The organism is Streptomyces sp. NPDC029159 (assembly GCF_055564055.1).
In genome coordinates this window covers 15,557-41,951 of sequence record NZ_JBVHWT010000012.1, presented here as the reverse complement: position 1 = coordinate 41,951, position 26,395 = coordinate 15,557, and the positions used below count along the sequence as shown (strand labels likewise).

28 protein-coding genes and 1 pseudogene are annotated in these 26,395 nt (G+C 72.5%); 16 read left to right on the top strand and 13 right to left on the bottom strand.

Going from position 1 to position 26,395, the window contains the following annotated elements:
* Positions 1-161 precede the first annotated feature (161 nt).
* Both ACZ4U4_RS22460 and ACZ4U4_RS22455 read right to left on the bottom strand, forming a co-directional pair.
* On the bottom strand, positions 162-374 hold the full coding sequence (locus tag ACZ4U4_RS22460; protein ID WP_467877108.1) for a DUF397 domain-containing protein: 213 nt from the start codon (positions 372-374) through the stop codon (positions 162-164).
* On the bottom strand, positions 371-1,210 hold the full coding sequence (locus ACZ4U4_RS22455) for a helix-turn-helix domain-containing protein (protein ID WP_467877105.1): 840 nt from the start codon (positions 1,208-1,210) through the stop codon (positions 371-373). The genes ACZ4U4_RS22460 and ACZ4U4_RS22455 overlap by 4 nt, the downstream gene beginning before the upstream one ends.
* 319 nt (positions 1,211-1,529) lie before the next feature.
* On the opposite strand from ACZ4U4_RS22455, the gene ACZ4U4_RS22450 reads away from it, so the two are divergent.
* The gene (locus ACZ4U4_RS22450) at positions 1,530-1,901 is read left to right on the top strand and encodes a hypothetical protein (RefSeq protein ID WP_467877103.1); all 372 of its coding nucleotides are present in this window, start codon (positions 1,530-1,532) and stop codon (positions 1,899-1,901) included.
* 135 nt (positions 1,902-2,036) lie between these two features.
* Here the strand turns inward: ACZ4U4_RS22450 and ACZ4U4_RS22445 are convergent, their stop codons facing one another.
* Positions 2,037-2,159, bottom strand: coding sequence for a hypothetical protein (locus ACZ4U4_RS22445; protein ID WP_467877101.1), 123 nt, complete (start codon positions 2,157-2,159; stop codon positions 2,037-2,039).
* 288 nt (positions 2,160-2,447) lie between these two features.
* On the opposite strand from ACZ4U4_RS22445, the gene ACZ4U4_RS22440 reads away from it, so the two are divergent.
* From ACZ4U4_RS22440 to ACZ4U4_RS22430, 3 genes are all read left to right on the top strand, one after another.
* Entirely contained in the window at positions 2,448-2,699 is a 252-nt protein-coding gene (locus ACZ4U4_RS22440; protein ID WP_467877098.1) for a hypothetical protein, read from the top strand.
* Between the two features lie 12 nt (positions 2,700-2,711).
* Positions 2,712-3,884: an MFS transporter gene (locus ACZ4U4_RS22435; RefSeq protein WP_467877096.1), complete on the top strand. Its 1,173-nt coding sequence runs from the start codon at positions 2,712-2,714 to the stop codon at positions 3,882-3,884.
* Between the two features lie 173 nt (positions 3,885-4,057).
* Positions 4,058-5,632: a TIGR03086 family metal-binding protein gene (locus ACZ4U4_RS22430; protein ID WP_467877093.1), complete on the top strand. Its 1,575-nt coding sequence runs from the start codon at positions 4,058-4,060 to the stop codon at positions 5,630-5,632.
* Between the two features lie 59 nt (positions 5,633-5,691).
* On the opposite strand, the pseudogene ACZ4U4_RS22425 reads toward ACZ4U4_RS22430, so the two are convergent.
* Positions 5,692-5,877 (bottom strand): annotated as a pseudogene (locus tag ACZ4U4_RS22425) (VOC family protein); the annotation flags it as partial.
* 219 nt (positions 5,878-6,096) lie between these two features.
* On the opposite strand from ACZ4U4_RS22425, the gene ACZ4U4_RS22420 reads away from it, so the two are divergent.
* The 7 genes from ACZ4U4_RS22420 (at position 6,097) to ACZ4U4_RS22390 (ending at position 13,986) form a co-directional block, all read left to right on the top strand.
* Entirely contained in the window at positions 6,097-7,128 is a 1,032-nt protein-coding gene (locus tag ACZ4U4_RS22420) for a BMP family lipoprotein (protein WP_467877090.1), read from the top strand.
* Between the two features lie 120 nt (positions 7,129-7,248).
* Positions 7,249-8,880: an ABC transporter ATP-binding protein gene (locus tag ACZ4U4_RS22415; RefSeq protein WP_467877484.1), complete on the top strand. Its 1,632-nt coding sequence runs from the start codon at positions 7,249-7,251 to the stop codon at positions 8,878-8,880.
* Positions 8,877-10,037 (top strand): ABC transporter permease, encoded by a 1,161-nt coding sequence (locus ACZ4U4_RS22410; protein ID WP_467877088.1) that lies wholly within the window; start codon positions 8,877-8,879, stop codon positions 10,035-10,037. The genes ACZ4U4_RS22415 and ACZ4U4_RS22410 overlap by 4 nt, the downstream gene beginning before the upstream one ends.
* The gene (locus tag ACZ4U4_RS22405; RefSeq protein WP_467877085.1) at positions 10,034-11,317 is read left to right on the top strand and encodes an ABC transporter permease; all 1,284 of its coding nucleotides are present in this window, start codon (positions 10,034-10,036) and stop codon (positions 11,315-11,317) included. Before ACZ4U4_RS22410 ends, ACZ4U4_RS22405 begins: the two co-directional genes overlap by 4 nt.
* Positions 11,314-11,715, top strand: a complete 402-nt coding sequence (locus ACZ4U4_RS22400) for a cytidine deaminase (RefSeq protein ID WP_467877082.1) — start codon at positions 11,314-11,316, stop codon at positions 11,713-11,715. Before ACZ4U4_RS22405 ends, ACZ4U4_RS22400 begins: the two co-directional genes overlap by 4 nt.
* 300 nt (positions 11,716-12,015) lie before the next feature.
* The gene (locus tag ACZ4U4_RS22395) at positions 12,016-13,293 is read left to right on the top strand and encodes a thymidine phosphorylase (protein ID WP_467877079.1); all 1,278 of its coding nucleotides are present in this window, start codon (positions 12,016-12,018) and stop codon (positions 13,291-13,293) included.
* A 96-nt stretch (positions 13,294-13,389) separates the two neighbouring features.
* Positions 13,390-13,986, top strand: a complete 597-nt coding sequence (locus ACZ4U4_RS22390) for a Uma2 family endonuclease (protein ID WP_467877077.1) — start codon at positions 13,390-13,392, stop codon at positions 13,984-13,986.
* Between the two features lie 68 nt (positions 13,987-14,054).
* Here ACZ4U4_RS22390 and ACZ4U4_RS22385 read toward each other — a convergent pair whose 3' ends face one another.
* Positions 14,055-15,374: an MFS transporter gene (locus ACZ4U4_RS22385; protein WP_467877074.1), complete on the bottom strand. Its 1,320-nt coding sequence runs from the start codon at positions 15,372-15,374 to the stop codon at positions 14,055-14,057.
* 152 nt (positions 15,375-15,526) lie between these two features.
* On the opposite strand from ACZ4U4_RS22385, the gene ACZ4U4_RS22380 reads away from it, so the two are divergent.
* Complete coding sequence (locus tag ACZ4U4_RS22380) at positions 15,527-16,633, top strand: LysR family transcriptional regulator (protein WP_467877072.1); 1,107 nt, start codon at positions 15,527-15,529, stop codon at positions 16,631-16,633.
* A gap of 45 nt (positions 16,634-16,678) precedes the next feature.
* Here ACZ4U4_RS22380 and ACZ4U4_RS22375 read toward each other — a convergent pair whose 3' ends face one another.
* Positions 16,679-17,572: an alpha/beta hydrolase family protein gene (locus ACZ4U4_RS22375; RefSeq protein WP_467877069.1), complete on the bottom strand. Its 894-nt coding sequence runs from the start codon at positions 17,570-17,572 to the stop codon at positions 16,679-16,681.
* A 103-nt stretch (positions 17,573-17,675) separates the two neighbouring features.
* Here ACZ4U4_RS22375 and ACZ4U4_RS22370 point away from each other — a divergent pair, with 103 nt between their 5' ends.
* Together ACZ4U4_RS22370 and ACZ4U4_RS22365 are read left to right on the top strand one after the other, a co-directional pair.
* Positions 17,676-18,812, top strand: a complete 1,137-nt coding sequence (locus ACZ4U4_RS22370) for an adenosine deaminase (RefSeq protein WP_467877066.1) — start codon at positions 17,676-17,678, stop codon at positions 18,810-18,812.
* A gap of 167 nt (positions 18,813-18,979) precedes the next feature.
* Positions 18,980-19,258, top strand: coding sequence for a hypothetical protein (locus ACZ4U4_RS22365; RefSeq protein ID WP_467877063.1), 279 nt, complete (start codon positions 18,980-18,982; stop codon positions 19,256-19,258).
* 81 nt (positions 19,259-19,339) lie between these two features.
* Here the strand turns inward: ACZ4U4_RS22365 and ACZ4U4_RS22360 are convergent, their stop codons facing one another.
* The 5 genes from ACZ4U4_RS22360 to afsQ1 all read right to left on the bottom strand — a co-directional run bounded on the left by ACZ4U4_RS22360 (position 19,340) and on the right by afsQ1 (position 23,230).
* Entirely contained in the window at positions 19,340-19,546 is a 207-nt protein-coding gene (locus ACZ4U4_RS22360) for a PspC domain-containing protein (RefSeq protein ID WP_467877060.1), read from the bottom strand.
* A gap of 45 nt (positions 19,547-19,591) precedes the next feature.
* The gene (locus tag ACZ4U4_RS22355; protein WP_467877482.1) at positions 19,592-20,104 is read right to left on the bottom strand and encodes a VanZ family protein; all 513 of its coding nucleotides are present in this window, start codon (positions 20,102-20,104) and stop codon (positions 19,592-19,594) included.
* Between the two features lie 143 nt (positions 20,105-20,247).
* A complete protein-coding gene (locus ACZ4U4_RS22350) occupies positions 20,248-20,874 on the bottom strand; it encodes a hypothetical protein (RefSeq protein ID WP_467877057.1) in 627 nt (208 codons plus the stop codon).
* Positions 20,871-22,655 carry an ATP-binding protein gene (locus ACZ4U4_RS22345; protein WP_467877479.1) on the bottom strand — a complete coding sequence of 595 codons (1,785 nt, stop codon included), beginning with the start codon at positions 22,653-22,655 and terminating at the stop codon, positions 20,871-20,873. Before ACZ4U4_RS22345 ends, ACZ4U4_RS22350 begins: the two co-directional genes overlap by 4 nt.
* Positions 22,553-23,230 (bottom strand): two-component system response regulator AfsQ1, encoded by a 678-nt coding sequence (afsQ1, locus tag ACZ4U4_RS22340; RefSeq protein ID WP_185993866.1) that lies wholly within the window; start codon positions 23,228-23,230, stop codon positions 22,553-22,555. The genes ACZ4U4_RS22345 and afsQ1 overlap by 103 nt, the downstream gene beginning before the upstream one ends.
* Before the next feature lie 288 nt (positions 23,231-23,518).
* On the opposite strand from afsQ1, the gene ACZ4U4_RS22335 reads away from it, so the two are divergent.
* Positions 23,519-24,247 carry a SigE family RNA polymerase sigma factor gene (locus ACZ4U4_RS22335; protein ID WP_467877054.1) on the top strand — a complete coding sequence of 243 codons (729 nt, stop codon included), beginning with the start codon at positions 23,519-23,521 and terminating at the stop codon, positions 24,245-24,247.
* Between the two features lie 240 nt (positions 24,248-24,487).
* Here the strand turns inward: ACZ4U4_RS22335 and ACZ4U4_RS22330 are convergent, their stop codons facing one another.
* On the bottom strand, positions 24,488-24,979 hold the full coding sequence (locus ACZ4U4_RS22330) for an OsmC family protein (protein ID WP_467877051.1): 492 nt from the start codon (positions 24,977-24,979) through the stop codon (positions 24,488-24,490).
* Between the two features lie 55 nt (positions 24,980-25,034).
* Positions 25,035-25,748: an ATP-binding protein gene (locus tag ACZ4U4_RS22325; RefSeq protein WP_467877048.1), complete on the bottom strand. Its 714-nt coding sequence runs from the start codon at positions 25,746-25,748 to the stop codon at positions 25,035-25,037.
* 242 nt (positions 25,749-25,990) lie between these two features.
* On the opposite strand from ACZ4U4_RS22325, the gene ACZ4U4_RS22320 reads away from it, so the two are divergent.
* Complete coding sequence (locus ACZ4U4_RS22320) at positions 25,991-26,377, top strand: hypothetical protein (RefSeq protein ID WP_467877045.1); 387 nt, start codon at positions 25,991-25,993, stop codon at positions 26,375-26,377.
* The last annotated feature ends 18 nt before the right edge of the window (positions 26,378-26,395 follow it).

Below are 26,395 nucleotides of genomic sequence, written 5' to 3'. Positions count from 1 at the left end.
CCACCCTTGCCCCCTGGGGCACGACGGCCGATTCGAGCCCACTTTCCCAGTTTTGCCCTCCCTGGTGTGGCCGTTCGGCCCCGCGGGAGGACGAACGAAAGCCCCGCCCGGCCTCCGGACACCGGAGTCCCAGCGGGGCTTTCCCCCGTACGCGGTACAGCTCAGGCGCGGAATTCCCCGGCCTTGACGCCCGCGACGAAGGACGCGAACGCGGTGGCGGGGACGCTCAGCGCGGGGCCCTGCGGGTCCTTGGAGTCGCGGACGGGGACTATGCCGGTGGCCGCCGCGCGTGTCGGGGCCCACTCGACGCAGGAGCCACCGCTGCCGCTGTAGGAGGACTTGATCCAGGTCAGGGGGAGGGATTCGGTCGTCACGGGGTGCCCTTTCGCAACTGCTCGATCACGGCCACGGATTCCGCCTGGGAAAGCGCCTCGGCCTGTAGCTGATGGTAGGCCCTCACCAGCGGCAACACCGATGTGATCTCCCTGTCCAGATGCCCGTTGGTCTGGGACTCCACGTAGGACATGACGGAGCGGTCGGGCAGAGTCAGCAGGTTCACCAGCCGGTTGAACGGGCGACGCTCGCCTATGGCGTACGGAGCCAACTGAAGCACAGAATTCGGCTGTTCAGCGAACTTAATCAGGTGCGCCAGCTGGCGCTTCATGACCTCCGTCCCGCCGATTGTCCGCCGGATGCAGCTCTCGTCCAGAACTACGATCACCATGGGCGGGATTCGCCGCACCAGGGACGATTGCCGTTCTGCCAGGGACTCGACTCGTTCGCGGGCTTCTTCGGGGGTGAGCGTGCCCCGCCGCACGTGACCTTCTTCGATGGCGCTTGCGTACTCCGGTGTCTGGAGCAGTCCAGGAATCACGCCCACGTCGAACAGGCGTATCTCCGCCGCGTGAGCCTCCTGGCTCAGATACTCCGGAAAACCCTCCAGCAGGCTCCCGTTACGGATCTCACCCCATGCGCGCTCGAACGACTCAGGCGTCCCCGTGACGCCCAACGCCGTATCAAGACTGCGCGAAAACCGCAGGGTTGGCGGCTTCCTGCCAGTTTCGATTGCCGAGATGTGCCTGCCCGAGTAGCCGACCACCTCGGCGAGATCGTCCTGCTTCCAGCCCCGCGCTTCGCGAGCGCTGCGTACGCGTGCACCGTAGGCGGCCTGCGGGCTGGCCTCCGGGTTCAGCTCCTTGATGTTTACCAACGTGCCCTCCAGAAACGGAACGTTGAAGACGGGTCCGACACCAGGCCACGCTAACCCTCGCCGGTAGTGGAACGACTACGGAGAGGCATGGCCATGACTGTCAGGATTGTCGGGATTTACCGTGGCGGTTCGATGGGACGCGAGGTCTCCGCCATGCCCCGCGCCACCCCGCGCCACCGAGGTGGCCTGCGATGACGGCCCATTTCGTCGAAGTCCTGGTCCAGAGAGAGGCGTTCGGGCCCGGCGTCACCGCGTCACACGTCCTGGGCGTTTCTCGAACGCTTTCGCCCCCGCCCGTCGAAGATCCCTGGAGCTAGCCATGCACGGAACCCCCGCGGACCGGTCCGCGGTCGCCCCGCACCTCGCCGACGCCGACCCGGCCCACCACGTCCGGCTCCTGCCGTGGACCGCCGACGGCAAACTCTGCGTCCTCAGCACCAGCGGCCCCGACAGCTTCCTCTCCCGCCTCGCCGACAGCCTCGAAGAAGTCCAACTCGACACGGGCCACGATGTCTTGAACCACGCCTGCGCCGTACTCGCCGACCCCATGTCCCCCTACGGAGAGTTGCGCTACGCCGGCGTCCGCCTCGCCGAATGCCTGCGGGACGCGCTCCGGATCGCGGAATCCCGTGGGCTGTGGGCCCCGGACGGGGACGGGACCGAGGGCGACGAGGCAGGGGCGGCCACCTGACCGTCAGCGGCACGCACCCGGAATGGCGACCGGCGGGCCCAAGCCGCAGACGATCCGCGCGCCGTCCGCCCGCACGCGAAAGCGCCGGCCGCAGCCCTCAACGGAAGGCCGCGACCAGCGCTTTTGCCGCAGAACCTAGTTGTCCCACTTCAGGCACACGGCGGCCACCCACGACTTGGTGCCTGCCAGATGGGCCCAGCGGTTGTCACCACCGCACTCCTTGTACTTCCCGCCGTTCTTGATCTGGTTGACGCACACGCGCTTCCCCTTCCTCAGCCACCCCTTGAAGGCATACGACTTTCCGGGCCCGCTGCGCTTGGCCAGCTTGATCTTCGCCTTGTGGTAGTAGCACTTCTGGAGCTGAACCTCCGGAGTGCTGGACGTGACAGCCGTCCGAGAAAGGGAGGCCGAGGCCGGAGCCTGAGCTGCTTCAGCGGCAGGAGCACCGACAAGCGCGACCAGACAGAGGCCAGTCGCCACGCCCACTGCACGGGTGGACAACTTCTTCCGCATGTGGTTCCTCCGAACGTCGATCCACTCATCCGTGTGGATCACCGAGTTGACCTACGGTCGGCCTACCCCGGGCCCGCCACCCTGCACACCCGGCTCGGTTCTCACGGGCCGGGAGACCACGAGGCCGACCTGGGCCCCCGGCAGCGGCGCGGCACCGTCATCGCCTCCGACGACACCGCCGCCGCCACCGGCAACCTGGAATACGCGGTCCGCGCGCACGACCATGAGGAAGCCGGCGCCCTCGAAGCCCGGCTGACCGCCCTCCTGCCCCGGCCCGACAAGTAAGGATCACCACGCGTGGCGTACCGCGGCCTGTTCACCCCACACGTCTCGATCTGGGCCGCGGTCGTCACCGCCGGCCGCCTCCCGGTGGCGATGGCGCCGCTTGCGTTCCTCTTCTACGGGCGCGGTACGGACGCCGGATACAGCGGGGGAGCGGCGATGGCGGCGGCGTACGCCATCGCCGAGGCGATAGGAGCACCGCTGCTCAGCACCCGGTTGCGGACGCGTCCCTACCGGCGCGAGATCGCGGCCGGACTCGGCGTGTCCGCCCTCGCGTTCGCCCTGCTGGCGACCGTTCCGCACCCGGGGACCGGGCTCGCCGTGGCGCTGGCCGCGGTGGCCGGGGCAACCGCTGCGGCGGCACCGGGCGCGCTGCGCACCATGGCCGAGCACCTCGCGCCGGGGCCGCATCTGCACACCGCCCTCAGCCTGGAATCCACCCTGAACATGGCCGTCTGGGCGGCCTCACCGGCGCTGGTGTCGGCGCTGGCACTCGGCGCCGGCCCGCAGGCGCCGTTCCTCGTCGCCACCACCGCCACGTTCGCCGCAGCCGCCGCGCTGTGGCTGCTGCCCGACCGGACGAACGCCACCGGCGAGGGGCGGCGCACCCCGCTCCGGCAGGCCCTCTCGGCCTGGCCCGTCTACCTGACCAGCACCGCCGCCATGTACCTGCTGGCGAGCATCGAGCTGACGCTGCCCGCCCTGCTCGAACACCGGGATCTGCCCGTCGCCTACAGCGGCCCGATCCTGACCGGCTTCGCCCTGGCGAGCATCGCCGGTGGGCTGGTCTACGGCGCCCGTACCTGGCCCGGCAGTGTGCAACGCCAGAGCCTGGTCATGCTCCTGCTGATGATCGCGGGCGTCGCCGTCACCGCCCTCGCCGCCACCTGGCCGGCCATCGCCGCCCTCCTCGCCCTCACCGGCCTCCTCCAGGCCGCGGTACTGATCACCCGTAACCTCACCCTCCGCGAACAACTCCCCGCCGACCTCCACCCCATCGGCTACTCCGCCCTCTACGCAGGCAGCGGCATCGGCTACGGCCTCAGCGCCGCCGCCACCGGCCTCCTCCTCGCCACCACGACCCCCGACACCGCCGTCCTCATCGCCACGGGCACGACGCTCGTACTGACGGGGGTGGCGGGGCTGAAGCGCGGGGCGGCCGGGGGCGAGGAGTCGGCTTCGGGGTGAGGGGGCCTCGGTGGTACCGGGAACCGGCGCCGGGTACGCCGGCGGCTCGGCACCTCACCGCCCCCGCTCCGGGCTGCGGGTGAGCGTCGCTGCCGAGCGCTTCGTCAGGGAGGAGCCGGCGGGTGCCGCACCTGGTTGACTCTCCCACCGCGGGAGAGTTGAGGGTGGGGTGCATGCACGTCGGTGACGCGGGGCCGTGGGGCATCGGGGAGATCGCGCGGAAGACCGGGTTGTCGGTGAAGCTCGTCCGGCACTGGTCCGACGTCGGGGTGGTGCCGCCGGCCGGGCGGACCGCCGCCGGGTACCGCCGCTACGACTCCGTGTCCCTGGCCCGGCTGGAACTGGCAAGGACCCTGCGTGATCTGGGCCTGGGACTGGCACAGATCCGTGCCGTCCTCGACCGCGAGCACACGCTCACGGAGGTGGCCGCGGCCCACGCCGACGCGCTGGAGGTGCAGATCCGCGCGCTGCGCACGCAGCAGGCGGTGCTGCGCTCCGTCAGCCGCCGCTCCGCCACTCCCGAAGGACTCGCCCTCATGACCCGCACCTCTCGTATGTCCGCCGCCGAACGCCGGTCTCTCATCCATGAGTTCGTGACCGAAACCCTCGCGGACCTGGATGTGCCCGCCTACCGCCGCGGACTGCTGGCCGCCACCCCGGACCTGCCCGACGACCCCACCGACGAGCAGGTCGACGCCTGGCTCGAACTGAGCGAACTGGTGGCGGACCCGGACCTGCGCACCGGAATGCGGCGCATGGCCCGGTACGCCGCCGAGCACGCCCCCGGCGACCACGACGACAGCACGCTGCGGGACATCCGGCAGCTCACCGACGACTGGACGCAGCAGGTGAACACCGTGATCCGGGACGGGATCGCCGCGGACTCACCCGCGGCCGAGCAAGTCGTCGCCGCCGTCGTGACCGCCTGGCTCCCCACCCAGACGCACACCCGCAACGCCGTACACACCGACGGGGCAGCGGCCCGCCGCGTGCTGCTGGAGCAGCTGGAGGTCGCCTCCGAGGCCGCGGTCGAGCGGTACTGGCAACTGATGTGCCTGATCAACGGCATGCCCGTACGGCCTGGCATGGCGGTGGCCGGGGACTGGCTGAAGACCGCGCTGCGCACCAATCCGGCGCCCGGAGCCCGGGCCGCGGAGCTGGGCACCGTGTACGACGCGGGGGCCGACGCCTGGCAGCCCGCAGGAGTGCTCGACGCCTGCGCCAGGGTGCTGGCCGCCGTGGAAGGTCTCGTCCGCACGGTCGGCCCGGACCAGTTCGGCCTGCCGACGCCCTGCGCGCAGTGGGATGTGCGCACCCTGATCGACCACCTGGTCTGGGAGAACCTGCTGTGGACCGGCCTGGCCGACGGCGCCCCGCGCTCCGATGCCGCCGCCGACCACCTCGGCGAGGACCACAGGGCGGCGTTCCGTGCCGCCGCCCGGGGGTCACTGGCCGCCTTCCGCCGCCCCGGCATGCTCGATCAGCGCTACGGGCCCGCTCCGGGCCGACGGCTGGTGGAGCAGGTGGTCCTGGAGATGCTGGTGCACGGCTGGGACCTGGCCACGGCCCTCGGGCACCCGCGTGACCTCGTTCCGGACCTCGCCGAGGCGGCCCTCCCGGTGGCACGGGAGATCTACGGCAGCCTGCCGCGGACCCCCGGCGGCTCCTTCGCCCCCCACCGACCCGCGCCCCAAGGCGCCACCGCCCTCGACCACCTCGCCGCCTACCTCGGCCGGACCGTCGGCTGACCTTCTGCACGGAGCGTTCGCGGGGCGGCGGGCGCGTCGTCCGGGGCGACCGGCCCGGATCAACTCCCGGCGGCTTCCGGGCGCGTGGCGGTGTGGCCCGCCCGTTCCCCCGCGCTCCGCTCCACACAGAACTCGTTCCCCTCCGGGGCGAGCAGTGTCACCCAGCCCGAGCCGTCCGGGCGGCGGCGGTCCCCCTGGAGCGTGGCGCCGAGGGCCAGGAGGCGGGTGACCTCCTGCCCGGGGGTGTCCAGGGCCGCGCGGCAAGAGGGGAGCCTCGCTCCGCCTCCGGGCCCGTCGCCCGGAGGCGGCTCGCGCCACCGCACCCGCCCGCGCCCCGGGGCGCCGCCCCCTTCACGACGAATCGATAACGGCACCGCCGTAGAGGGTTTTGCGCCATGTCTACGCGCGTTAATCTCCCGCTAAGCCGGAGCCACAGGGGGCTCCGGGAGCGAAGGGAAGGCCCCGTGCGTCGGGTCACCAGGATTGCCGCCGCGGCCAGCGCCACCGTGGTTCTCGCGCTCACCGCCACCGCGTGCGGGCAGAGCTTCGCCGAGGCGAATCGCGCCAAGCACGCGGGTGTCGGGCTCGCCTTCGACATCGGTGGCCGGGACGACCACTCGTTCAACGAGGCGGCCGCGCGGGGTACGGAGAACGCCCGGAAGGATCTCGGCGTCAACGTCAAGATGCTGACCGCGAAGAACGGCGAGACCGAGGCCGACCGCGAGCAGCGGCTGTCGTCGTTCGCGGAGGCCGGGTACAACCCCGTCATCGGCGTCGGCTTCGCGTACAGCCAGTCGGTGCAGAACGTCGCGGAGGACTTCCCGGAGACGACGTTCGGCGTGGTCGACGCGGTGCCGACGGGCAAGAACGTCGATGCGATGGTCTTCGCCGAGCACGAGGGCTCGTATCTGGCGGGCGTCGCCGCGGCGTTGAAGAGCAAGAGCCACAAGGTCGGCTTCATCGGCGGCGTCAACAACGCGCTGATCCAGAAGTTCCAGGCCGGGTTCGAGCAGGGGGTGCGCGCCACCGACCCGAAGGCCAAGGTCGTCTCGCAGTACCTCTACCCGAACAACGACAAGGGCTTCAACGACCCGGCGGCGGCGAAGGCCAAGGCGTCCGGGATGCTCGACAGCGGGATCGATGTGATCTACTCCGCGGCCGGTCAGTCCGGCGCCGGGTCCATCGAGGCGATCAGCAAGCGCAAGGGCGCCTGGGCGATCGGTGTCGACTCCGACCAGTACCAGCAGGCGGGCCTGGCGAAGTACCGCGACTGCATCCTCACGTCCGTCGTGAAGAACGTCGACGTGGCCGTGTACGACCTGATCAAGAGCGTCGAGGGCGGTGAGCCGCTGACCGGCATCCACGCCTACGACCTCAAGAAGAACGGCGTCAAGCTCGCCACGTCCGGCGGCTTCATCAAGGACATCCAGCCGCAGATCGACGCGGCCCGGAAGCAGATCGTCGAGGGCAAGGTGAAGGTCAAGGAGACGCCGTAGCCCGGGACGGCACCGTCCCGGCGGCCCGGCCAGGGCCCCGGGGGCTCCGCCGTGCCCCTTCGTGACCCTCGCGCGTCACACCCGCCCCTTCCGCTCCTTCATCCCCGAGGGGAGTGCGCCATCAACGCAGCACCCACGAGCAGCGCCCCGGCCCGGCCGGACGCCCCTGCCGTAGAACTCCGCGGAATCACCAAACGGTTCCCGGGCGTCGTCGCCAACCACGACATCCACCTCACCGTCCGCCGCGGCACCGTCCACGCCCTCTGCGGCGAGAACGGCGCCGGAAAGTCCACCCTGATGAAGATCCTCTACGGCATGCAGAAACCGGACGAGGGCACCATCGCGCTGGACGGCACCGAGACCGCGCTGAACACCCCGGGCGACGCCATCGCCCACGGCATCGGCATGGTCCACCAGCACTTCATGCTCGCCGACAACCTCACCGTCCTGGAGAACACCGTCCTGGGCGCCGAGAAGCTGCACGGTATCGGCGGGCGCGCCCGCACGAAGATCATGGAGATCTCCGACGCGTACGGCCTCGCCATCCGGCCCGACGTGCTCGTCGAGGACCTCGGCGTCGCCGACCGGCAGCGCGTGGAGATCCTCAAGGTCCTCTACCGCGGCGCCCGCACCCTCATCCTCGACGAGCCGACCGCGGTCCTCGTCCCGCAGGAGGTCGACGCGCTCTTCGCCAACCTGCGGGAGCTGAAGTCCGAGGGCCTGACCGTCATCTTCATCTCGCACAAGCTGGGCGAGGTGCTGTCGGTCGCCGACGACATCACCGTCATCCGCCGCGGCACCACCGTCGCCTCCGTCGCACCGGGCGACACCACGCCCAAGCAGCTCGCCGAGCTGATGGTCGGCAGCGAACTGCCCTCGCCCGAGACCCGCGAGTCGACCGTCACCGACGAACCGATGCTCCACGTCGACGGGTTGCACCTGTCGGCCACCGACTCCGACGGCGTGGTCCGTACCGTCCTCGACGGCATCGGCTTCACCATCCACAAGGGCGAAGTCCTCGGCGTCGCCGGGGTGGAGGGCAACGGCCAGGCCGAACTGGTCGAGGCGATCATGGGGACCCGCACCCCGGACCGCGGCACCGTCACCCTCGACGGCGCGGACCTGTCGGGCACCTCCACCCGCCGCCGCCGCGAGGGCGGTATCGGCTACGTCCCCGAGGACCGCCACCGCCACGGCCTGCTGCTCGAAGCGCCGCTGTGGGAGAACCGTATCCTCGGCCACGTCACCGAACGCCCCAACAGCAAGGGCAAGCTCCTCGACCCGGCCGGTGCCCGCAGGGACACCGCGCGGATCGTCGAGGAGTACGACGTGCGCACCCCCGGCATCGAGGTCACCGCCGCCTCGCTCTCCGGCGGCAACCAGCAGAAGCTGATCGTCGGCCGCGAGATGAGCCACCACCCCAAGCTCCTGATCGCCGCGCACCCCACCCGAGGGGTCGACGTCGGCGCGCAGGCGCAGATCTGGGAGCAGATCCGCCAGGCCCGCCGTGAGGGCCTGGCCGTGCTGCTGATCTCCGCCGATCTGGACGAGCTGATCGGCCTGTCCGACACCCTGCGGGTGATGTACCGGGGCCGGCTGGTCGCGGACGCGGATCCCGCCGTGATCACCCCGGAGGAGTTGGGCTCCGCCATGACCGGTGCCGCCAGCGGCCACCTCACCGCGGACGGGGACGCAGGCGCCGGCCGTCCGGCGTCCGACGAGACCGAGCCGAACGGCGGTGACCAGGCATGACCGCCGCCAAGCTGCCCGCACAGGGCGGCGCCCGCAGCGCCACCCGCGACAAGGTGGTCCTCGCCCTCGCCGCCCCGCTGCTCGCCGTCGTCGCCGCGATGGTCATCAGCTCGCTGGTCTTCCTGGCGTCCGGCGAGAACCCGTTCCGCGCGTACGGGATCATGGCCGATTACGGTCACTACAGCGACAGCCAGGTCTGGATCGTCAACAAGGCGGTCCCGTACTACCTGTCGGCGCTCGCGGTCGCCATCGGCTTCCGGATGAACCTCTTCAACATCGGCGTCGACGGCCAGTACCGCCTCGCGGCGTTCGCCGCCGCGGCGGTCGGCGGTTCGCTGGTGCTGCCCGGCGCACTCCAGATCGTGCTGCTCATCCTGATCGCGATGCTGGTCGGCGCCGTCTGGTCCGGGATCGCCGGACTGCTGAAGACCACCCGCGGGGTCAGCGAGGTGATCACCACGATCATGCTGAACTCCATCGCGGCGTCGGTCATCGGCTACTTCCTCCAGGACGGCCGTCTCGCGATCAAGGACGGCAACCTCCTGCACACCAAGTTCCTGCCGGAATCCAGCCACTTCTTCTCCTTCCCGACCCACCCCAAGCCGGTCTACGGCTTCGTGGTGATCGCGGTGATCGCCGGAGCCCTGTACTGGTTCCTGCTCTCCCGCACCCGCTTCGGCTTCGACCTGCGGGCCGTCGGCGCCTCCGAACCGGCCGCGGAGGCCAGCGGCGTCAGCGTCAAGCGGATGGTCGTCATCTCGATGCTGCTCTCCGGCGCCGCCGCCGGTCTGGTCGGCATGCCCACCCTGCTCGGCGAGTCCTTCCAGTACGGCACCGACTTCCCGGCGGGCATCGGCTTCACCGGCATCGCCATCGCCCTGCTCGGCCGCAACCACCCGGTCGGCATGGCCTTCGGCGCGCTCCTGTGGGCCTTCCTCGACCGCACCGGCTCCCGCCTGGAGTTCGAGGGCTACGCCCAGGAGATCGTCGGCGTCATCCAGGGCGTCATCGTGCTCTGCGTCGTCATCGCGTACGAGCTGGTGCGCCGCTACGGCCTGCGGCTCCAGCAGCGCAAGGTCGGCGAGGAACTGGCCGCGGCGGCCCGTACGACGGGTGACGCGACCGGCAACAACGACAAGTCGGAGGTGTCGGCGTGAGCGCGGACCTCAAGCCCGCGGCGCAGCCCGCCGCGGCCGCCGCGAAGGGCGGGCGGCGCAAGCTGACCTACCCCTGGATCCTGCTGATCCTCGCGGTCGCCCTGCTCGCCGTCTCCGGTCTGCGGGCCCTGACCGGCACCGCGGACCTCACCTCCACCGGCCAGTTCGGCGCCGCGCTCTCCGCCGCCGTACCGATCGGCCTCGCCGGTCTGGGCGGCCTCTGGTCGGAGCGGGCCGGGGTGGTCAACATCGGCCTCGAAGGCATGATGATGCTCGGCTCGTTCGCCGCCGGCTGGATCGGCTGGCAGCACGGGCCGTGGGCGGCGGCCGCCGCGGGCATTATCGGCGGCGCGCTCGGCGGTCTGGTCCACGCGGTCGCGACCGTCACCTTCGGTGTCGACCACATCGTCTCCGGTGTCGCCATCAACATCCTCGCGCTGGGCGCCACCCAGTACCTCGCCACCCTCTGGTTCGGCCAGGAGGGCAGCGCGGCGCAGGCGGCGGGCGGCAACGACAAGCAGTCGCCGCCGATGCCGGACATGCCGACGTTCACCGTCCCGGGCCTGTCCGACTGGCTCAACTCCATCGAGGCGCACCACTGGTTCTTCGTCTCCGACCTCGCCGGCATCCTCGGCGCGGCCGTCACCAACGTCTCCTGGCTCACCCTCGGCACCCTCGGCCTCTTCGTCGCCACCTTCTACCTGCTGTGGCGCTCGTCGTTCGGCCTGCGGCTGCGCTCCTGCGGTGAGGCGCCGCTGTCGGCGGAGTCGCTGGGCGTCAACGTCTACGCGTACAAGTACGCGGCGGTGCTGGTCTCCGGCGCGCTCGCCGGGCTCGGCGGGGCGTTCCTCTCCATCGGCGTGCACTTCTACCAGGACGGCCAGACCGGCGGCCGCGGCTACATCGGCCTCGCCACCATGATCTTCGGCAACTGGCGGCCGGGCGGCGTCGCGATGGGCGCCGGACTCTTCGGCTTCATGGACGCGATGCAGCTGCGCAGCGGCGGCCCCACCGTCCACGCCCTGCTGCTCGGTCTCGCCGCGCTGCTCGCCGTCCTCGCCCTGCTGCGGCTGCGCGCCGCCAAGCGGGTCCAGGCGGCGGTGGCCGCCGTCGTCGCCGTGGCGCTGGTGGTCTGGTACGCCGTCGCCGATACGGTGCCGCTGGAGCTGGTCGAGGCCAGCCCGTACATCGCCACCCTGCTGGTGCTCGCGCTCTTCTCACAGCGGCTGCGGCCGCCGAAGGCGGGGGGCCGGCCCTACCGTCGAGGACAGGGCGCATGACCTCACAGGAGCCGGTCGACTGGTCCGCTCTGCGCGCGCGGGCCCGGGACGCGATGTCCCGCGCCTACGCCCCGTACTCCGGGTATCCCGTAGGGGCCGCGGCGCTCGTCGACGACGGGCGGACGGTCACCGGCTGCAACGTCGAGAACGCCTCGTACGGCCTGGGGCTGTGCGCCGAATGCGGCCTGGTCTCCGCGCTGTTCGCCACGGGCGGCGGCCGTCTCACGGCGTTCACCTGCGTCGATGCGGCGGGCGACCTGCTGGTGCCGTGCGGGCGCTGCCGTCAGCTGCTGCACGAGCACGGTGGCCCCGAGCTGCTGGTCGACACCGCGTCCGGCATCCGTCCGCTCGCCGAACTGCTGCCGGATCCGTTCGGACCGCAACATCTGGCCGGCTGAGGACGGTTGAGGCGCCGAGCCGCCTCGGGGACACGTGCCCGGGGCGGCTCCGGGCTTTCTCCGGGTTTTCTCCGGGGCGGGTCGGGGGCGCCCCGGAGCGTGCGCGCGGGGCGCCTTCGCCCGTGGGTCCGGCGGCGCCCGGGCCGGTGCGCGCCGGGTGCGCCCGGGCCGCTCCCGCGGGGCCGGGCCCGTCCGCCGTACCGGCGCACGCCGCCCGGGGTGGCGTTCCGCGCCATCCGCCCTCGCCCCTCCCTTTCTATGCGTGTAGAACAAGGGATAACCGTTCGAAAGGAAGTCTCCATGGACGTCATCTCCGTCATCCGCACCAAGCGGGACCGCGGTGAGCTGACCGCCGATCAGATCGACTGGGTCATCGGCGCCTACACCCGCGGCGAGGTCGCCCACGAGCAGATGTCGGCCCTGGCCATGGCGATCTTCCTCAACGGCATGAACCGCACGGAGATCGCCCGCTGGACCGCCGCGATGATCAACTCCGGTGAGCGGATGGACTTCTCCTCGCTGACCCGCCCCACCGCCGACAAGCACTCCACCGGCGGCGTCGGCGACAAGATCACCCTGCCGCTCGCCCCGCTGGTCGCCGCCTGCGGCGCCGCCGTCCCGCAGCTCTCCGGGCGCGGTCTGGGCCACACCGGCGGCACCCTCGACAAGCTGGAGGCCATCCCCGGCTGGCGCGCCCAGCTCAGCAACCCCGAGATGCTGGACGTGCTGCGCGACGTCGGCTCCGTCATCTGCGCCGCCGGCGACGGGCTCGCCCCCGCCGACAAGAAGCTCTACGCGCTGCGCGATGTCACCGGCACCGTCGAGGCGATCCCGCTCATCGCCTCCTCGATCATGTCCAAGAAGATCGCCGAGGGCACCGGCTCCCTCGTCCTGGACGTCAAGGTCGGCTCCGGCGCGTTCATGAAGAACCTCGACGACGCCCGCGAACTCGCCTCGACCATGGTCGAGCTGGGCACCGACCACGGCGTGCGCACCACCGCGCTGCTCACCGACATGGCCACCCCGCTCGGCCTCACCGCGGGCAACGCCCTGGAGGTCCGCGAATCCGTCGAGGTGCTGGCCGGCGGCGGCCCCCGCGACGTCGTCGACCTCACCCTCGCGCTCGCCCGCGAGATGCTGGACGCGGCCGGCCTGCCCGACGCCGACCCGGCCAAGGCGCTCGCCGACGGCTCCGCCATGGACCACTGGCGCCGCATGATCATCGCCCAGGGCGGCGACCCGGACGCACCGCTGCCCGTCGCCCGTGAGCAGCACACCGTCACCGCCACCTCCACCGGCATCCTCACCGAGCTGGACGCCTACGCGGTCGGGCTCGCCGCCTGGCGGCTGGGCGCGGGCCGGGCCCGCAAGGAGGACCCGGTGCAGGCCGGCGCCGGCGTCGAAATCCACGCCAAGCCGGGCGACTTCGTCGCCGTCGGACAGCCGCTGCTGACCCTCCACACCGACACCCCCGAGAAGCTGCCCTACGCCCTCGAAGCCCTCGACGACCAGGTCGTCGTCGGCCCGGCCGACACGACGTTCGCGGCCACGCCGGTGGTGCTGGAGCGGATCGGCTGAGCTGGGGTTTCTCGTGCGGGTGACGGTGCTTCGTGGACGGGGTGCCCGCCCGCCGGGCGTGCTGGGATGGATGACGTGCCGACAGAGGGGACCGCCATGAGCGCACTTACCGCCGACGCCGCTCCGGACCAGGACCGCGAGTGGGCCGGCCTCGTCCGCATCTGGGAGCGGACGAGCGCGCCGGACGGCTGCAAGGTGGAGATCATCGAGGGGATCGTCACCGTGTCACGGCCGCCGGACACCGCCCACTGCGTCAGCGTGGACAAGATTCAGCGCCGTCTTTACACCGTGCTCCCCGAGGACTGGGGGATCTATCAGACTCTCGGAGCAGAGGTTGCGTCCTGCAAGGGGCTCTACGTCCCGGATCTGGCGGTGATTCCGTGCGCAGCTCTCGAGGGTGAGTCGGGCTGCTTCATCCCGGCTGGCGCCGCGGAGCTGATGGTCGAGGTCACCTCGGAATCGGACGCGCGCCACGACCGGATCGCGAAGGCTGCCGGATACGCCCGCGCCGGTGTTCCGCTCTACCTCCTCGTCGACCGGTGGGCCTCCGGCGGGCCCGCCGTCACGCTCTACGGCGAGCCCCAAGCCGATGTCTACCGAGAACTCCAGAAGGTGAAGTTCGGGGACGAGATCCATATCCCCGAGCCCTTCGGCCTCACCCTCGACACCAGCGTGTTCCCCTTCGGCGCCTGACGGCGAAGGACGAAGGGCCCGCCCCACCAGGACAGGTGACGGGGCGGGCCCTCCGGGTTCGGGGGCGGCTACGCGGCCTTCTGGAGCCGCAGCAGCCGCTGTTCGGCGAGTGCCTTGCGGGTGGCGTAGAGGGTGATCGATGCGGCGGCGACCATCGCCAGCAGGCCGAGGACGACGGTGCCGTCCCAGCCCGCCGCGTGGAAGGCGACCGCGCCGAGCGCGCCGCCGACGCTGCTGCCCGCGTAGTACGCGCACTGGTACAGCGCCGATGCCTGGGCGCGGGCCGTCTTGGCGGCACGGCTGACCGAGGACGAGGCGACCGCGTGCCCGGCGAAGAAGCCGGCGGTGATCAGGATCAGCCCGGCCAGCACCCCGGCGACCGCGTCGGAGAGGGTCAGCAGCAGCCCGGTCGCCGTCGTACCGACCGCCAGGTAGAGCGCACCGCGGCGGCCCATCCGGCCGACCAGCTTGCCCGCCGCCGCGGACGAGACGGTGCCGACCAGGTAGACCAGGAAGATCGAACCGACGATGCCCTGCGGCAGGTTGAAGGGTTCGGAGACGAGGCGGTAGCCGATCACCGTGTAGACCGCGCCGAAGACCGTCATGAACAGCGCGCCGATGCCGTACAGCCGCCGCAGCAGCGGGTCGGCGAGGTGGCCGCCGAGGGTACGGGTGAGGGCGCGCGGGCCGACCGCGCGGGGCGCGAAGTGCCGGGCGCGGGGCACCAGCACCCGGAAGACCACCGCGCACACCACGGCCATCAGGCCGACCGCGGCGAGCGCCGCCCGCCAGCCCCACGCCTGGGCGACCCAGCCGGTGACGATCCGGCCGGACATCCCGCCGATGCTGTTGCCCGCCACGAACAGGCCGATCGCGCCGACCAGTGCCCGCGGGCGGACCTCCTCCGCGAGGAACGCCATCGCCGACGCGGGCAGCCCCGCCAGCGCCACGCCCTGCGCGACGCGGAGCGCGATCAGCCAGCCCAGCGACGGTGCGAACGGCACGAGCAGGGCGAGCAGCGCGGCGACGGTCAGCGAGGCGGTCATCATCGTGCGGCGGCCGAAGCGTTCGGAGACCGCGCTGAGCGGGATCACCGCGAGGGCCAGCCCGAAGGTGGCGCCGGAGACCGTCCAGCTCGCCTGGTCCGGCGAGACGTGCAGGGACGCGGAGATCGCGGGGAGCAGCGCCTGCGTGGAGTACAGCAGGGCGAAGGTCGCGAGCCCCGCGGCGAAGAGGGCGAAGCTCATCCGGCGGTAGCCGGGGCCGCCCGGGTGCAGCTTGGCCGCGTCGGGGTCGACGGCGGCGGCCGCGGAGGAGGAGTCGGGGGACGGCAGGGGAGAGGCGACCGCACGGGTGGTGGCGGTCGCCCCGGTATCAGCGGGAGGCATGGGGTGAACGTAGGCCGTCCGCGTTTTATGCGTCCAATGCATGGAAACGCCATAATCGATGTGATGACGTATGACAGCAGCTCAGCGAGGGCTGTGTCACCGCTTCGCAACAGAAAAGACATGCGGGGCAGGCTGAAGAGAGGCGTGGGGCGATGGCGAAGGAGCGGGCACGGGGGCGGACCGGGGGAGTGGGAGCAGGGGCGGGCCGGACGTCCGGTGCGGCGCATCCGGCCACCGGGCGGCGGGCCCCGGGCCGGCCGTCCGGCGGCGGATCCCGGGCCGCCGCGCCCCCGGTCGCCGGTGCGCCCGGCGCCTCCCGCGTCCCCGCCGAAGTGCCCGACGGCGTCGACATCGGCGACGGCTCGTGGGCGCTCGCCCTCGCGCCGCGGCTCGCGCAGTTCACCGCGGTCGCCCGGTACGAGCACGTCACCCGCGCCGCGCAGGAACTCGGTATGCCGCAGCCGACGCTGAGCCGGGCGCTGGTGCGGCTGGAGGACGAGTTGGGCGTCGCGCTCTTCGCCCGGCACGGCCGCACCCTCTCGCTCACCCCGGCTGGCCGCGCCTTCCGCCTCCAGGCGGAGAAGGCCCTCGCGGACCTGGACCGCGCCACCGAGGGCGTCCGCGCCGACGCTGACCCCGCCGCCGGCAAGGTCGCCTTCGGCTTCCTCCACACCCTCGGCTCCGAGACCGTCCCCGGACTGCTGCGCACCTTCCGCGCCGACCATCCCCGGGTCCGCTTCCAGCTCGTCCAGAACCACGGCGAGGCGATGATCGAGCGGCTGCGCGTGGGCGACCTCGACCTCTGCCTGACCTCGCCGGTGCCCGACTACCCGGACCTCGTCGCCCGCCGCCTCGACGAGCAGAAGCTGCGGCTCGTCGTCCCCGACGACCACCCGCTCGCCGCCCGCAAACGCATCCGGCTGGCCGAGGCGGCGAACGAACTCTTCGTCACCCTGGAGCCGGGCTACGGGCTGCGCCGGATCACCGACGCGCTCTGCGCCGAGGCGGGGTTCGCGCCGCGGATCGCGTTCGAGGGTGAGGAGGCGGAGACGCTGCGCGGACTGGTCGCCGCCGGGCTCGGCGTGGCGCTGCTGCCGCCGCCCGCGGTGCCCCGGCCCGGCGTCGCCGAACTGACCGTCACCGCGCCCCGGGCGGTCCGCGAGATCGGCGTCGCCTGGCTCGACGGCCACCCGGACACCCCGCCGGTCGCCGCCTTCAAGAAGTTCCTGCTGAGCCGCCGCGGGCTGCTGCTGCGCTGACCCGCCAACTCTCCGCCGGGCTGGGGGAGTCGGATTGTCCGGACGCTACCGCCGCAGCGATGCCCCGAACCCGGCGGCCAGCGGCATCCGCAGGCCCAGCGGCGGCGGCGCGGCCATCGCGTCCTGCACCGGACGGGCGAAGTCCTGCGCGAAGAGGGCGCCGAGCAGGAAGTCGACGGCGAGCGCATGGACCTCGGAACGGTGCTGGAGCAGCGCATGGCCGTCGGAGTGCACCTCGAACCGGCAGGTGTCCCGGTTGATCTTCTTGGCGCGTTCGGCGTAGCGGTACGACAGCTCGGGGTCGGTGCGGCGGTCGTTCGTCCCGTGGACCAGCAGGACATGACGGCCGACGAGTTGCTTGACGGGATCGGCCGCCCGGCGGGCCGGACCGTCGCCGGACGGCTCCGGACCGGACGTCTCCGCGCCCTCCGGACCGGTCTCGTCCGCCGCCTCCGGGGGACCGCCGTCCGCGTCCGGTTCCGGGAACCACGGCGCCAGCCCCAGCACCGCGCCGACGGCCGGATGGCCCGCCGCGTGCAGCGCCGCCCGCGCCCCCATGCCCGCGCCGACCAGGCAGACGGGCACATCGCCGTAGCGGCGGACGACCTCCGCCACCGCCCAGGCGGCGTCCCGCGCCGGATCCGCCGCGCCGCCGTTCCAACCGCGGTGGCGGTAGCGCACCACATGGGCGGTGAGCCCCTCGGCGCGCCCCGCGCGGGCCAGCCGTCCGGCGAGCGGCCGGACCGCGAGCGCCGACAGCGGCGACGGGCGCCCCGTGCCGTCCGGGGCGCCGTCCGGCAGTAACAGCGCCACCCCGCTCACCGAACGCCCGGAGTGGCCCGCGCCGCTTCGCAGCGTGGCGCGGGCCCCCTCGTCACCGGACGCTCCCAGCGGTCTTCCCAGCCGGGCGTCGCGCGCCGGCAGTGCTTGCTGAGCCATGACGGAAACGATGGCAGATGGCGGCGAGGGGGCCACCCCGCATACCGGTCACCGTTACGTATCGTTCGGTGAGTTCTACGCGCGTAGGCGCTACAGTGCCGCAATGACGAGCGAGACCAGCACCCTCCCGACCAGTGACCAGATCCGGCGCGCACCGAAGGTGCTGCTCCACGATCACCTCGACGGCGGACTGCGCCCCGCCACCATCGTCGACCTCGCCCGCGCGTGCGGCTACGCCGCACTGCCCGAGACCGACCCGGAGAAGCTCGGCGTCTGGTTCCGCGAGGCGGCCGACTCCGGTTCCCTGGAGCGTTATCTGGAGACCTTCGCGCACACCTGCGCCGTCATGCAGACCCGCGAGGCGCTGACCCGCGTCGCCGCCGAATGCGCCGAGGACCTGGCCGCCGACGGCGTCGTCTACGCCGAGATCCGCTACGCCCCCGAGCAGCACCTGGAGGGCGGGCTCACCCTCGAAGAGGTCGTCGAGGCGGTCAACGAGGGCTTCCGCGAGGGCGAGCGGCGGGCCCGCGCGGCCGGTCACCGTATCCGCGTCGGCGCGCTGCTCACCGCGATGCGGCACGCCGCCCGCGCCCTGGAGATCGCCGAACTCGCCAACCGCTACCGCGACCTCGGCGTCGTCGGCTTCGACATCGCGGGCGCCGAGGCGGGCTACCCGCCCACCCGCCACCTCGACGCCTTCGAGTACCTCAAGCGCGAGAACAACCACTTCACCATCCACGCGGGCGAGGCGTTCGGGCTGCCGTCGATCTGGCAGGCGCTCCAGTGGTGCGGCGCCGACCGGCTCGGCCACGGCGTGCGGATCATCGACGACATCCAGGTCGGCGACGACGGCACCATCACCCTCGGCCGGCTCGCCTCGTACGTCCGGGACAAGCGCATCCCGCTGGAGATGTGCCCCAGCTCCAACCTCCAGACCGGCGCCGCCCCTTCGTACGCGGAGCACCCGATCGGGCTGCTGCGGCGGCTGCAGTTCCGGCTCACCGTCAACACCGACAACCGGCTGATGAGCGGCACGACCATGTCCCGGGAGTTCGAGCACCTGGTGCGGACGTTCCGCTACACCCTCGACGACCTGCAGTGGTTCACGGTCAATGCGATGAAATCAGCATTCATTCCTTTCGATGAACGTCTTGCCATGATCAACGACGTCATCAAGCCGGGCTACGCGGAGCTGCGCGCGGAATGGCTCTTCCCGAAGAAGGCGCCAACTTCCGTCTGAGAGAGGGTTTCTGAGGTGGTGTGAGGCGTCTGCGGGGGAGCGCACGGGACGGCCGGGGCGGTGTGCACCGGCCGTTTTCCCCTGCCCGGGGATGATTGCGGCACCCCGGGTGGCTCACTACGTTGCGTTGCCGGTCGATCCCTCCCCTTCACAAGGACGTCATTGCGATGAAGCAGGCACCCCTCAAGACGCTCGGCACCGCCCTCCTCGGCGTGGCCTTCGCCGCCACCGCCGCGGGCTCCGCGTCCGCGATCGATGTCGGTCAGCTCGGCGGCGCGCTCCACAAGCTGCCCGTGAAGCAGACGGCCGACACCGTCTCCGGCGTCTCCAAGAGCGCCCACTCGGCCACCGGCGACATCCGGACCGCCCCCAACACCAAGGGCAACCACCTCCTGGGCGGCCTGCCCACCGCCGCCCTCGGCAAGGTGCTCCCCCTCGGCGGCTGATCCCGGCCCAGCCGCCCGTGCCCCGGTCCGACACCCCGTACGGACCGGGGCACCGCCGTGTCAGGGGCCGGGCGGCGCAGCTCACCAGGCCGAGGCGGCGCTCTCCGACTCGGACGGCAGCAGCAGCCACAGCGCCAGGTAGATGAGGAACTGGGGGCCGGGGAGCAGACAGGAGAGGACGAAGATCACGCGCATCGTCGTCGGTGTCGTACCGAAGCGACGGGCCAGGCCCGCGCAGACTCCGGCGATCATGCGGTTGTTGCGAGGGCGGACCAGTGCGGCGGCCATGAGGGCTACTCCTTCTCGACGGTGCGGAGCGGTTGCCCCGACACCTCAAAGGTAGGTACGCGACACGGAGAGGGCATCAGCCTTCGGAAGGGGGCCGACCCTGGTGATTTTCGGGGTCGGACCCCTGAGATCCTCCGCCCGGCGGCGGAGCCGCGCCCGGGCCCGGGGGACGACGGCGAGATGCGCCAGCGCCAGCCCCAGGACGTTCAGCAGCAGCGTGTCGATGTCCGCCACCCGGCCCGGCACCGACCCCTGCAACCCCTGAAGGATCAGCGCCAGCAGCCCGCCCACCCCCACCGTCCGCAGCAGGGACACCACCGGGGAAACGTTCAGGCGGCCCCCGGCGAGCGGCAGCAGCACCCCCAGCGGCGCCAGCATCAGCAGCGGGACGCCGATGCCGCACAGCGCCGCCCACGGGCCGCGGGCCAGCGCGGCGCCGATCGTCGCCAGCGGTTCCAGATTGGCCTCCGGGACCCAGGGCACCTTCCGGGGCCACAGCGTCAGACGGCCGACGACCAGCAGATGCACCACGAGGAGGAACCGTCCGGTGGCGCGCATACGGAAGGTGGCGAAAACGCCGGGGCCATGCTGCACACAGCCCAGGACGCCGCGAACGGCGGCCACGGTTCCGCCCGCATCCACCCGAGCCGGGCAAGGCGGCCGGAATCCCGCGGGACGCCACCCGCGGCGCCCACCGTGCCCTACGGCACGATCGGCGTCTCCTCGACCGTGTCCCGCCCGGCGTCCGGGTGGGCGCGGACATCCGCCGTGCAGGCGTAGCGGTGCGGCTCACCGCCGTCCGGGCCGCCGAGGACCGCCGCCCGGTGGTGGCCGAGCGCCCGGGAGTCGCCGAAGGTGCAGGCGAGCTGGGCCAGCGCGAAGGACGGCAGGGCGTCCGGGGGGACGCTCAGCCGCAGGGTCCCCCGGGGGTCGCCCGGCCGCGCCGCCGCGACCGTCAGATCCTCCGGCACGGCGGACGCGAACCCCGCCTCCTCCTCACGCGACGACGGCGGGCGCCGCAGCTCGTCGAGGAGCGCCCGCGCCGCCCGCAGCTGCGCCGCCGCCGTGGGGCGGTCCGCGGTGTGCGGCACCGTGCGGGTGACCGGGACCAGCGTCCCGCTGCACACCAGGTACACCGTGGCCGGTACCCGGCCCGGCGCCTGCTCCGGCGTGCCCTGCTCCCGCACCTCACAGCTGATCCGCGACGGCGCACCGCCGGCGTCCACCGGCACCGTTGTCCCGCGCACCCCGCAGCCGGCCAGCGTCAGGGCCGCGACGGCGCTCAGCGCACCGGCTGCGGGACGCCGCAGCCGGACGTCCGGGCTCACCGGCCGCCCTCCGCGCCGCCGTCGTCCGCACGGGGTGCGCCGCCGTCCTCCGCGCGCGCGTCCCCGGTCAGCCGGGAGGCGTCCATCGGCAGCCGCAGCGTGAAGACCGCGCCGCCCTCGGGGAGGTTGGCCGCGGTGATCTCGCCGCCGTGGATGTGCGCGTTCTCCAGGGCGATCGACAGCCCCAGACCACTGCCGTCGGAACGCGGCCGCGACGCGCTCGCCTTGTAGAAGCGGTCGAAGACGTGCGGCAGGACCTCCTCGGGGATGCCCGGGCCGTGGTCGCGCACCCGGATCAGCAGGGCGCCACCGGGCGCCGGGCCGTCCGCCGGCTCCCCGCCGTCCGGTGCCGCGCCGCTGCCCGTACGGACCGCGCCGGGCGGACACCGGTGCTCGGCCCCCGCCGCGTCCTCCGTACGGATCGAGACCCGCACCGGTGAACCGCCGTGCTTGAGGGCGTTGCCGATGAGGTTGGCGAGGATGACGTCGAGGCGGCGCGGGTCGAGGCGGGCGACGATGCCGCGGTCCGCGTCCAGCTCCACCGCGTCCAGCCACGCCCGCGCGTCGATGCACGCGGTCACCTGGTCCGCGACGTCGACGTCGTCCAGCACCAGCCGGGCGGTGCCCGCGTCGAAACGGGTCACCTCCATCAGGTTCTCCACCAGGTCGTTCAGCCGCCGGGTCTCGCTGACCACCAGCCGCACCGCGGGCTCGATCATCGGATCGAGGGAGTCGGCCTCCTCCTCCAGGACCTCCGAGACCGCGGTGATCGCCGTCAGCGGCGTCCGCAGCTCGTGCGACATGTCCGCGACGAACCGCCGCGACGCCGCCTCCCGTGCGCTCAGCTCCTCCACCCGCTGCTCGACCTGCTCCGCCGTACGGTTGAACGTCCGCGACAGATCGGCCAGTTCATCGGTGCCGGTCACCCGCAGCCGGGTCTCCAGCCGCCCCTCGCCCAGCTGCCGCGCCGCATGCCCGAGCCGCTGCACCGGACGGAGCACCATCGTCGCGGCCGCCTGCGCCAGCAGCGCCGAGCCGACCAGCGCCAGCGCCGTCGCGATCCCCAGCGACCAGGCCAGCGAATTGAGGTCCTGCCGCTCCGTCGCCAGCGACTTCATCAGATAGCCGGTCGGCCCGCCGCCGGTCACCTTCGCCCCGGCGACCAGATACGGCACGTCCCCGACTTCCTTGCGCTGCCAGTACAGATGGTGCGAGAAACGGTTGGCGTCGTCGACCGGACGCGCGGTGTCCACCGCCGTACGCAGCGACTGCGGCACACTCGCCGGCGTCAGCAGCTTCCGGTCGGTCGCGGCCACACACTCCTTGCCCTCGGAGTCCGTACCGATCAGCAGCACCGCGTAGTTCTGCGGCCCGCCCGCCATCTGCTGCGCCGCGTCCTGCAGCTCCCCGCACCGCGGCTGCACCGGCAGCGCCCCGGCCCGCTCGCCCAGCGCCGTACGGAAGTCCTTGAGCACCGCGTTCTGGGTACGCTCCAGCACGGTGTTGCGGTTGAGCCAGTACGCGATCCCGGACGCGGAGACCGCCGCCGTCAGCGCGACCAGCGCGAAGACGAACACCAGCCGCATCCGCAGGCTCGTCCAGCGCAGCAGCCCCGCCGCCCGGCGCCGGAACCGCGGCAGCCGCCCGGCGCGGCCGTCCGCCCCGGGGGAGCCGTCCGTCACTGCGGGGTGTCCAGCCGGTAGCCGACCCCGCGGACCGTACGGATCAGCGTCGGCGACGACGGGACGTCCTCGACCTTGGCCCGCAGCCGCTGCACACAGGCGTCCACCAGCCGCGAGTCACCCAGATAGTCGTGCTCCCACACCAGCCGCAGCAGCTGCTGGCGGGAGAGCGCCTGACCGGGGCGGCGGCTCAGCTCCAGCAGCAGCCGCAGCTCGGTCGGGGTCAGCTGGAGGTCCTCGCCGTTCTTGGTGACCGTCATCGCCGAGCGGTCGATCACCAGCGAACCGAACGTCGCCGAATCGCTGGACTCCCGCTCCCCGCGGCGCAGCACGGCCCGGATCCGGGCGTCCAGCACCCGGCCCTGCACGGGCTTGACCACGTAGTCGTCCGCCCCCGACTCCAGACCCACCACGACGTCGATGTCGTCGTTGCGCGCGGTCAGCAGAATGATGGGCAGTTGGTCCGTACGCCTGATCCGCCGGCACACCTCGAAACCGTCGATGCCCGGCAGCATCACATCCAGCACGATCAGGTCCGGCCGCTGCTCACGCAGCAGCTGGAGGCCGTCCTCGCCCGACGCCGCGGTCACCACACGGTGACCTTGGCGCGACAGGGAGAGTTCGAGAGCCGTGCGGATGGCGTCGTCGTCCTCGATCAGCAACAGGAAAGGCACGCCCGCCATTCTGGCCCATGGCCCCCCGCCGCATCGACCGGCCGGTGGCGTGGGGCACCGACCTGTTCCCCGGGCGCCGCCGGCCGCTCCACGAAGGGCCCAAAAGACCCCCCGAGGCACATCTCCCACCGCTGTGACGTGCACATCGAGCATGTCGCGGCCCCCTGTGACACGGCTGTGACAGTCGACGGACAACGCGATGAAACTGCCTTGGCAGGGTTCTTGGCACCGGGAGGGACACCGACCGGGACAGACCGACGAACCAGGCTCTACGACGGGGGGCGCGAGATGAACACCAAGCACGCCAAGAGCACCGGCGCGGTGGTCACGCGCCTCCACGACATCGCACGGGCCTCCGAGAAGTCCGGTGCCACGGGAGGGCGGGGGTGCTTCCGCGGCACCGGACGGCAGCGGCAGCCGTACCGGATCGCCATCGACGCCACGGTGAACGGCCCGGCACCGGCCGGAGCGGCCCCGGAGCGCACCGCCTCCGCCGCCGACGCCGACTTCACCGCCTATGTGCAGGAGCGCCGCGCCGCGCTCTACGCCACCGCCTACCACCTGACCGGCGACCGCTACGAGGCCGAGGACCTGCTGCAGAGCGCACTGTTCTCGACCTACCGGGCCTGGGACCGGATCAGCGACAAGGCGGCGCTCGGCGGCTATCTGCGGCGCACCATGACGAACCTGCACATCAGCGCGTGGCGCCGCCGCAAGCTGAACGAATACCCCACCGAGGAACTGCCGGAGACGGCAGGCGACGTGGACGCGATGCGCGGCACGGAACTGCGTGCGGTGCTCTGGCAGGCGCTGGCCCGGCTCCCCGAGCCGCAGCGCACGATGCTGGTCCTGCGCTACTACGAGGGCCGCACCGACCCGGAGATCGCGGACATCCTCAACATCAGTGTCGGCACGGTCAAGTCCAGCATCTGGCGCTCGCTGCGCCGGCTGCGGGAGGACGAGGTCCTCAGCTTCGGCCGTGACGAGCAGGAGTCCTTCGGCGAGCTGGTGGCCTGAAGGACGGGGAGAAGCCCGAGGGGATCAAGGGGCTGCGGACACGTCCCGGAAACGGGGGACACGGGGGAAACCGGCCCGAGCGGAGCACTCCGCGACGGCCGGACGTACCCGGGACGCGTCCGCGAACAAGGGGAAAACGGGGGAGCAGGGGGGACACGGGGGAAGACGGAGCGGGTTCGGACAGCCGGGGGGCTGTTCGAACCCGCTCCGTCGTCTATGAGGATCTGCCCACAGGAACCCTCACTGATAGATCTCCGCCTGCACCTCGATGGTCGGCTCGCAGCGGACCGGGAACGCCACGGAGTTGGCGATGAAGCACTTGCGGTGCGCCTCCTCGTGGAGGGCGAGCGCCTGCTCACGCATCGCCTCCGACACCACCCGCACCCGCGGATGCAGCACCGCCTCCGTGAACGCACCGCCACCGGCGCCGTCCTCCGCCATCGTGGCGCCGGAGAGGTCCTCGTAGCCGGTGACCGTCACACCGTTCAGGGAGCACAGCGCCAGATAGGTCAGCATGTGGCACTGGGACAGCGAGGCGAGCAGCAGCTGTTCCGGGTTCCACGCCTCGGTGGAGCCCAGGAACGCCGGGTCGGCGGTGCCGAAGAGCGGCGGCGGGCCGTCGGAACTCACCTCGTGCTCACGGTCGTAGTCGCGGTAGCCGCTGGTGCCCGTCCCCAGGTCGCCGGTCCAGACGACGCGGGTGCGGTAGGTGTGTTCCCTGGCCTTCGGCATGAACGCCCTCCTGAGACGCCGTACGCGTGCCGGCAGCCGGATCCGGCCGCCGGGCTCAGGAGCCTACGTGCGTCACTCCCGGCCCGCCGCCCGTACGGGAGATGCCCGCACCTTCGGGGGTCTCCGCCGCCGCGGGCGGCGCACCGCCCGGCTCCGCCGCCCGCGCCGCCGCTATCCGGGCCAGCGCCTCGGGCCGGGCGCACGGGTGGGCGCCGAGCGCCGTCTGCCGCGCCACCACCGAGCGTTCGGTGCGCAGCAGCCGCAGCCCGCGGCGTATCAGATACGGCACCGGCTTACGGCTCTCGCGGACATCGCGCAGCAGCCGCCGGCGGAACGTCGTGGTGGGCCGGCCGCGCAGGCAGAGCGCGTCGGCGAGCAGTCCGGCGGTCCGGCAGCGGTCGATCACCTCGGCGGCGAAGATGCCCTCCGCGACGAAGAGCGCGGCGCCGTCCAGCGTGACGTCCACGGCGCCGGTGCGGGCGCTGGCTCCGATGTCGTAGACCGGGACGGCCGCGCGGCCCTCGTGGCAGAGCGCGGCGACGGCGGCGACGGCGGCGTCCGCGTCCCAGGAGAGCGGTGAGTCCCAGTCCGCGCCGCCGCCGTCGGGCAGCTGCGGCAGCGTCGGGTCGGTGCCCTCCTTGTAGAAGTCGTCGAGCCGGAGCACCGGCAGGCCCGTACGGGCGGCGAGGGAGGACTTGCCGGACCCGGAGGGGCCGGTCAGCAGCAGGACGCGGGCGGCGGGGCGCCGGGCGGCGGACGGAAAGCTCACGGGAGCCCATTCTCCGGCATGAGGCCCGCCGGGCCACCCCCTGGGGCGGGATCGATGGCGTCATGCCTGGTCCGGGACGTGCGGCCGCGGGCGGGGCCGTGACGGTGCCCCGCCGCCCCGCCGTGGACTGGAACGACCGGTGGCCCATCAACTACGCTGTGCAGTCAAACGATTACCAATGGTTCCCTCTCCCGTGGAAGGTTCCCCGTCGGGCGCCTTCCCCCACAGGCAGGTGGCAGCGCATGGCCTCACACGCACGTCCCAAGCCCGCTCGGCTCTCCCGTACGCTCCTGCGGGCCTCGCTCGCGGTCTCCGCGGCCGGAGCCGCGCTCGTGGCGGGCGGCGGCGCGGCGAACGCGGCACCGGTGAAGTCCACCGACACCGGCGCCACCGCGTCCGCGCTCACCGGCGCGCTGACCAACTCCCTGGCCGGCGCCACCGGACCGGTCAAGAGCCTCCAGCTCGACCCGCTGGCCAACACCCCCGCCGACCCGCTCGCCAACGCCGTCGGCACCCAGATCGCCGACTTCAAGCCCGTCGGCACCCAGCTGGCGACCGACCCGATCACCAAGGGCGGCGCCCTCAAGGACCTGCCGCTGATCGGCCCGGTCACCCGCCTCCTGCCGTAGGGCCGGGGCCGCGAAGCC

Excerpts from the sequence above, each read along its gene's own strand:
- ACZ4U4_RS22450 (WP_467877103.1), top strand. The coding sequence starts at position 1,530 with ATGCACGGAACCCCCGCGGACCGGTCCGCGGTCGCCCCGCACCTCGCC.
- ACZ4U4_RS22430 (WP_467877093.1), top strand. The coding sequence starts at position 4,058 with ATGCACGTCGGTGACGCGGGGCCGTGGGGCATCGGGGAGATCGCGCGG.
- ACZ4U4_RS22410 (WP_467877088.1), top strand. The coding sequence starts at position 8,877 with ATGACCGCCGCCAAGCTGCCCGCACAGGGCGGCGCCCGCAGCGCCACC.
- ACZ4U4_RS22400 (WP_467877082.1), top strand. The coding sequence starts at position 11,314 with ATGACCTCACAGGAGCCGGTCGACTGGTCCGCTCTGCGCGCGCGGGCC.
- ACZ4U4_RS22395 (WP_467877079.1), top strand. The coding sequence starts at position 12,016 with ATGGACGTCATCTCCGTCATCCGCACCAAGCGGGACCGCGGTGAGCTG.
- ACZ4U4_RS22390 (WP_467877077.1), top strand. The coding sequence starts at position 13,390 with ATGAGCGCACTTACCGCCGACGCCGCTCCGGACCAGGACCGCGAGTGG.
- ACZ4U4_RS22385 (WP_467877074.1), bottom strand. The coding sequence starts at position 15,374 with ATGCCTCCCGCTGATACCGGGGCGACCGCCACCACCCGTGCGGTCGCC.
- ACZ4U4_RS22380 (WP_467877072.1), top strand. The coding sequence starts at position 15,527 with ATGGCGAAGGAGCGGGCACGGGGGCGGACCGGGGGAGTGGGAGCAGGG.
- ACZ4U4_RS22375 (WP_467877069.1), bottom strand. The coding sequence starts at position 17,572 with ATGGCTCAGCAAGCACTGCCGGCGCGCGACGCCCGGCTGGGAAGACCG.
- ACZ4U4_RS22370 (WP_467877066.1), top strand. The coding sequence starts at position 17,676 with ATGACGAGCGAGACCAGCACCCTCCCGACCAGTGACCAGATCCGGCGC.
- ACZ4U4_RS22365 (WP_467877063.1), top strand. The coding sequence starts at position 18,980 with ATGAAGCAGGCACCCCTCAAGACGCTCGGCACCGCCCTCCTCGGCGTG.
- ACZ4U4_RS22360 (WP_467877060.1), bottom strand. The coding sequence starts at position 19,546 with ATGGCCGCCGCACTGGTCCGCCCTCGCAACAACCGCATGATCGCCGGA.
- ACZ4U4_RS22355 (WP_467877482.1), bottom strand. The coding sequence starts at position 20,104 with ATGCGCGCCACCGGACGGTTCCTCCTCGTGGTGCATCTGCTGGTCGTC.
- ACZ4U4_RS22335 (WP_467877054.1), top strand. The coding sequence starts at position 23,519 with ATGAACACCAAGCACGCCAAGAGCACCGGCGCGGTGGTCACGCGCCTC.
- ACZ4U4_RS22330 (WP_467877051.1), bottom strand. The coding sequence starts at position 24,979 with ATGCCGAAGGCCAGGGAACACACCTACCGCACCCGCGTCGTCTGGACC.
- ACZ4U4_RS22320 (WP_467877045.1), top strand. The coding sequence starts at position 25,991 with ATGGCCTCACACGCACGTCCCAAGCCCGCTCGGCTCTCCCGTACGCTC.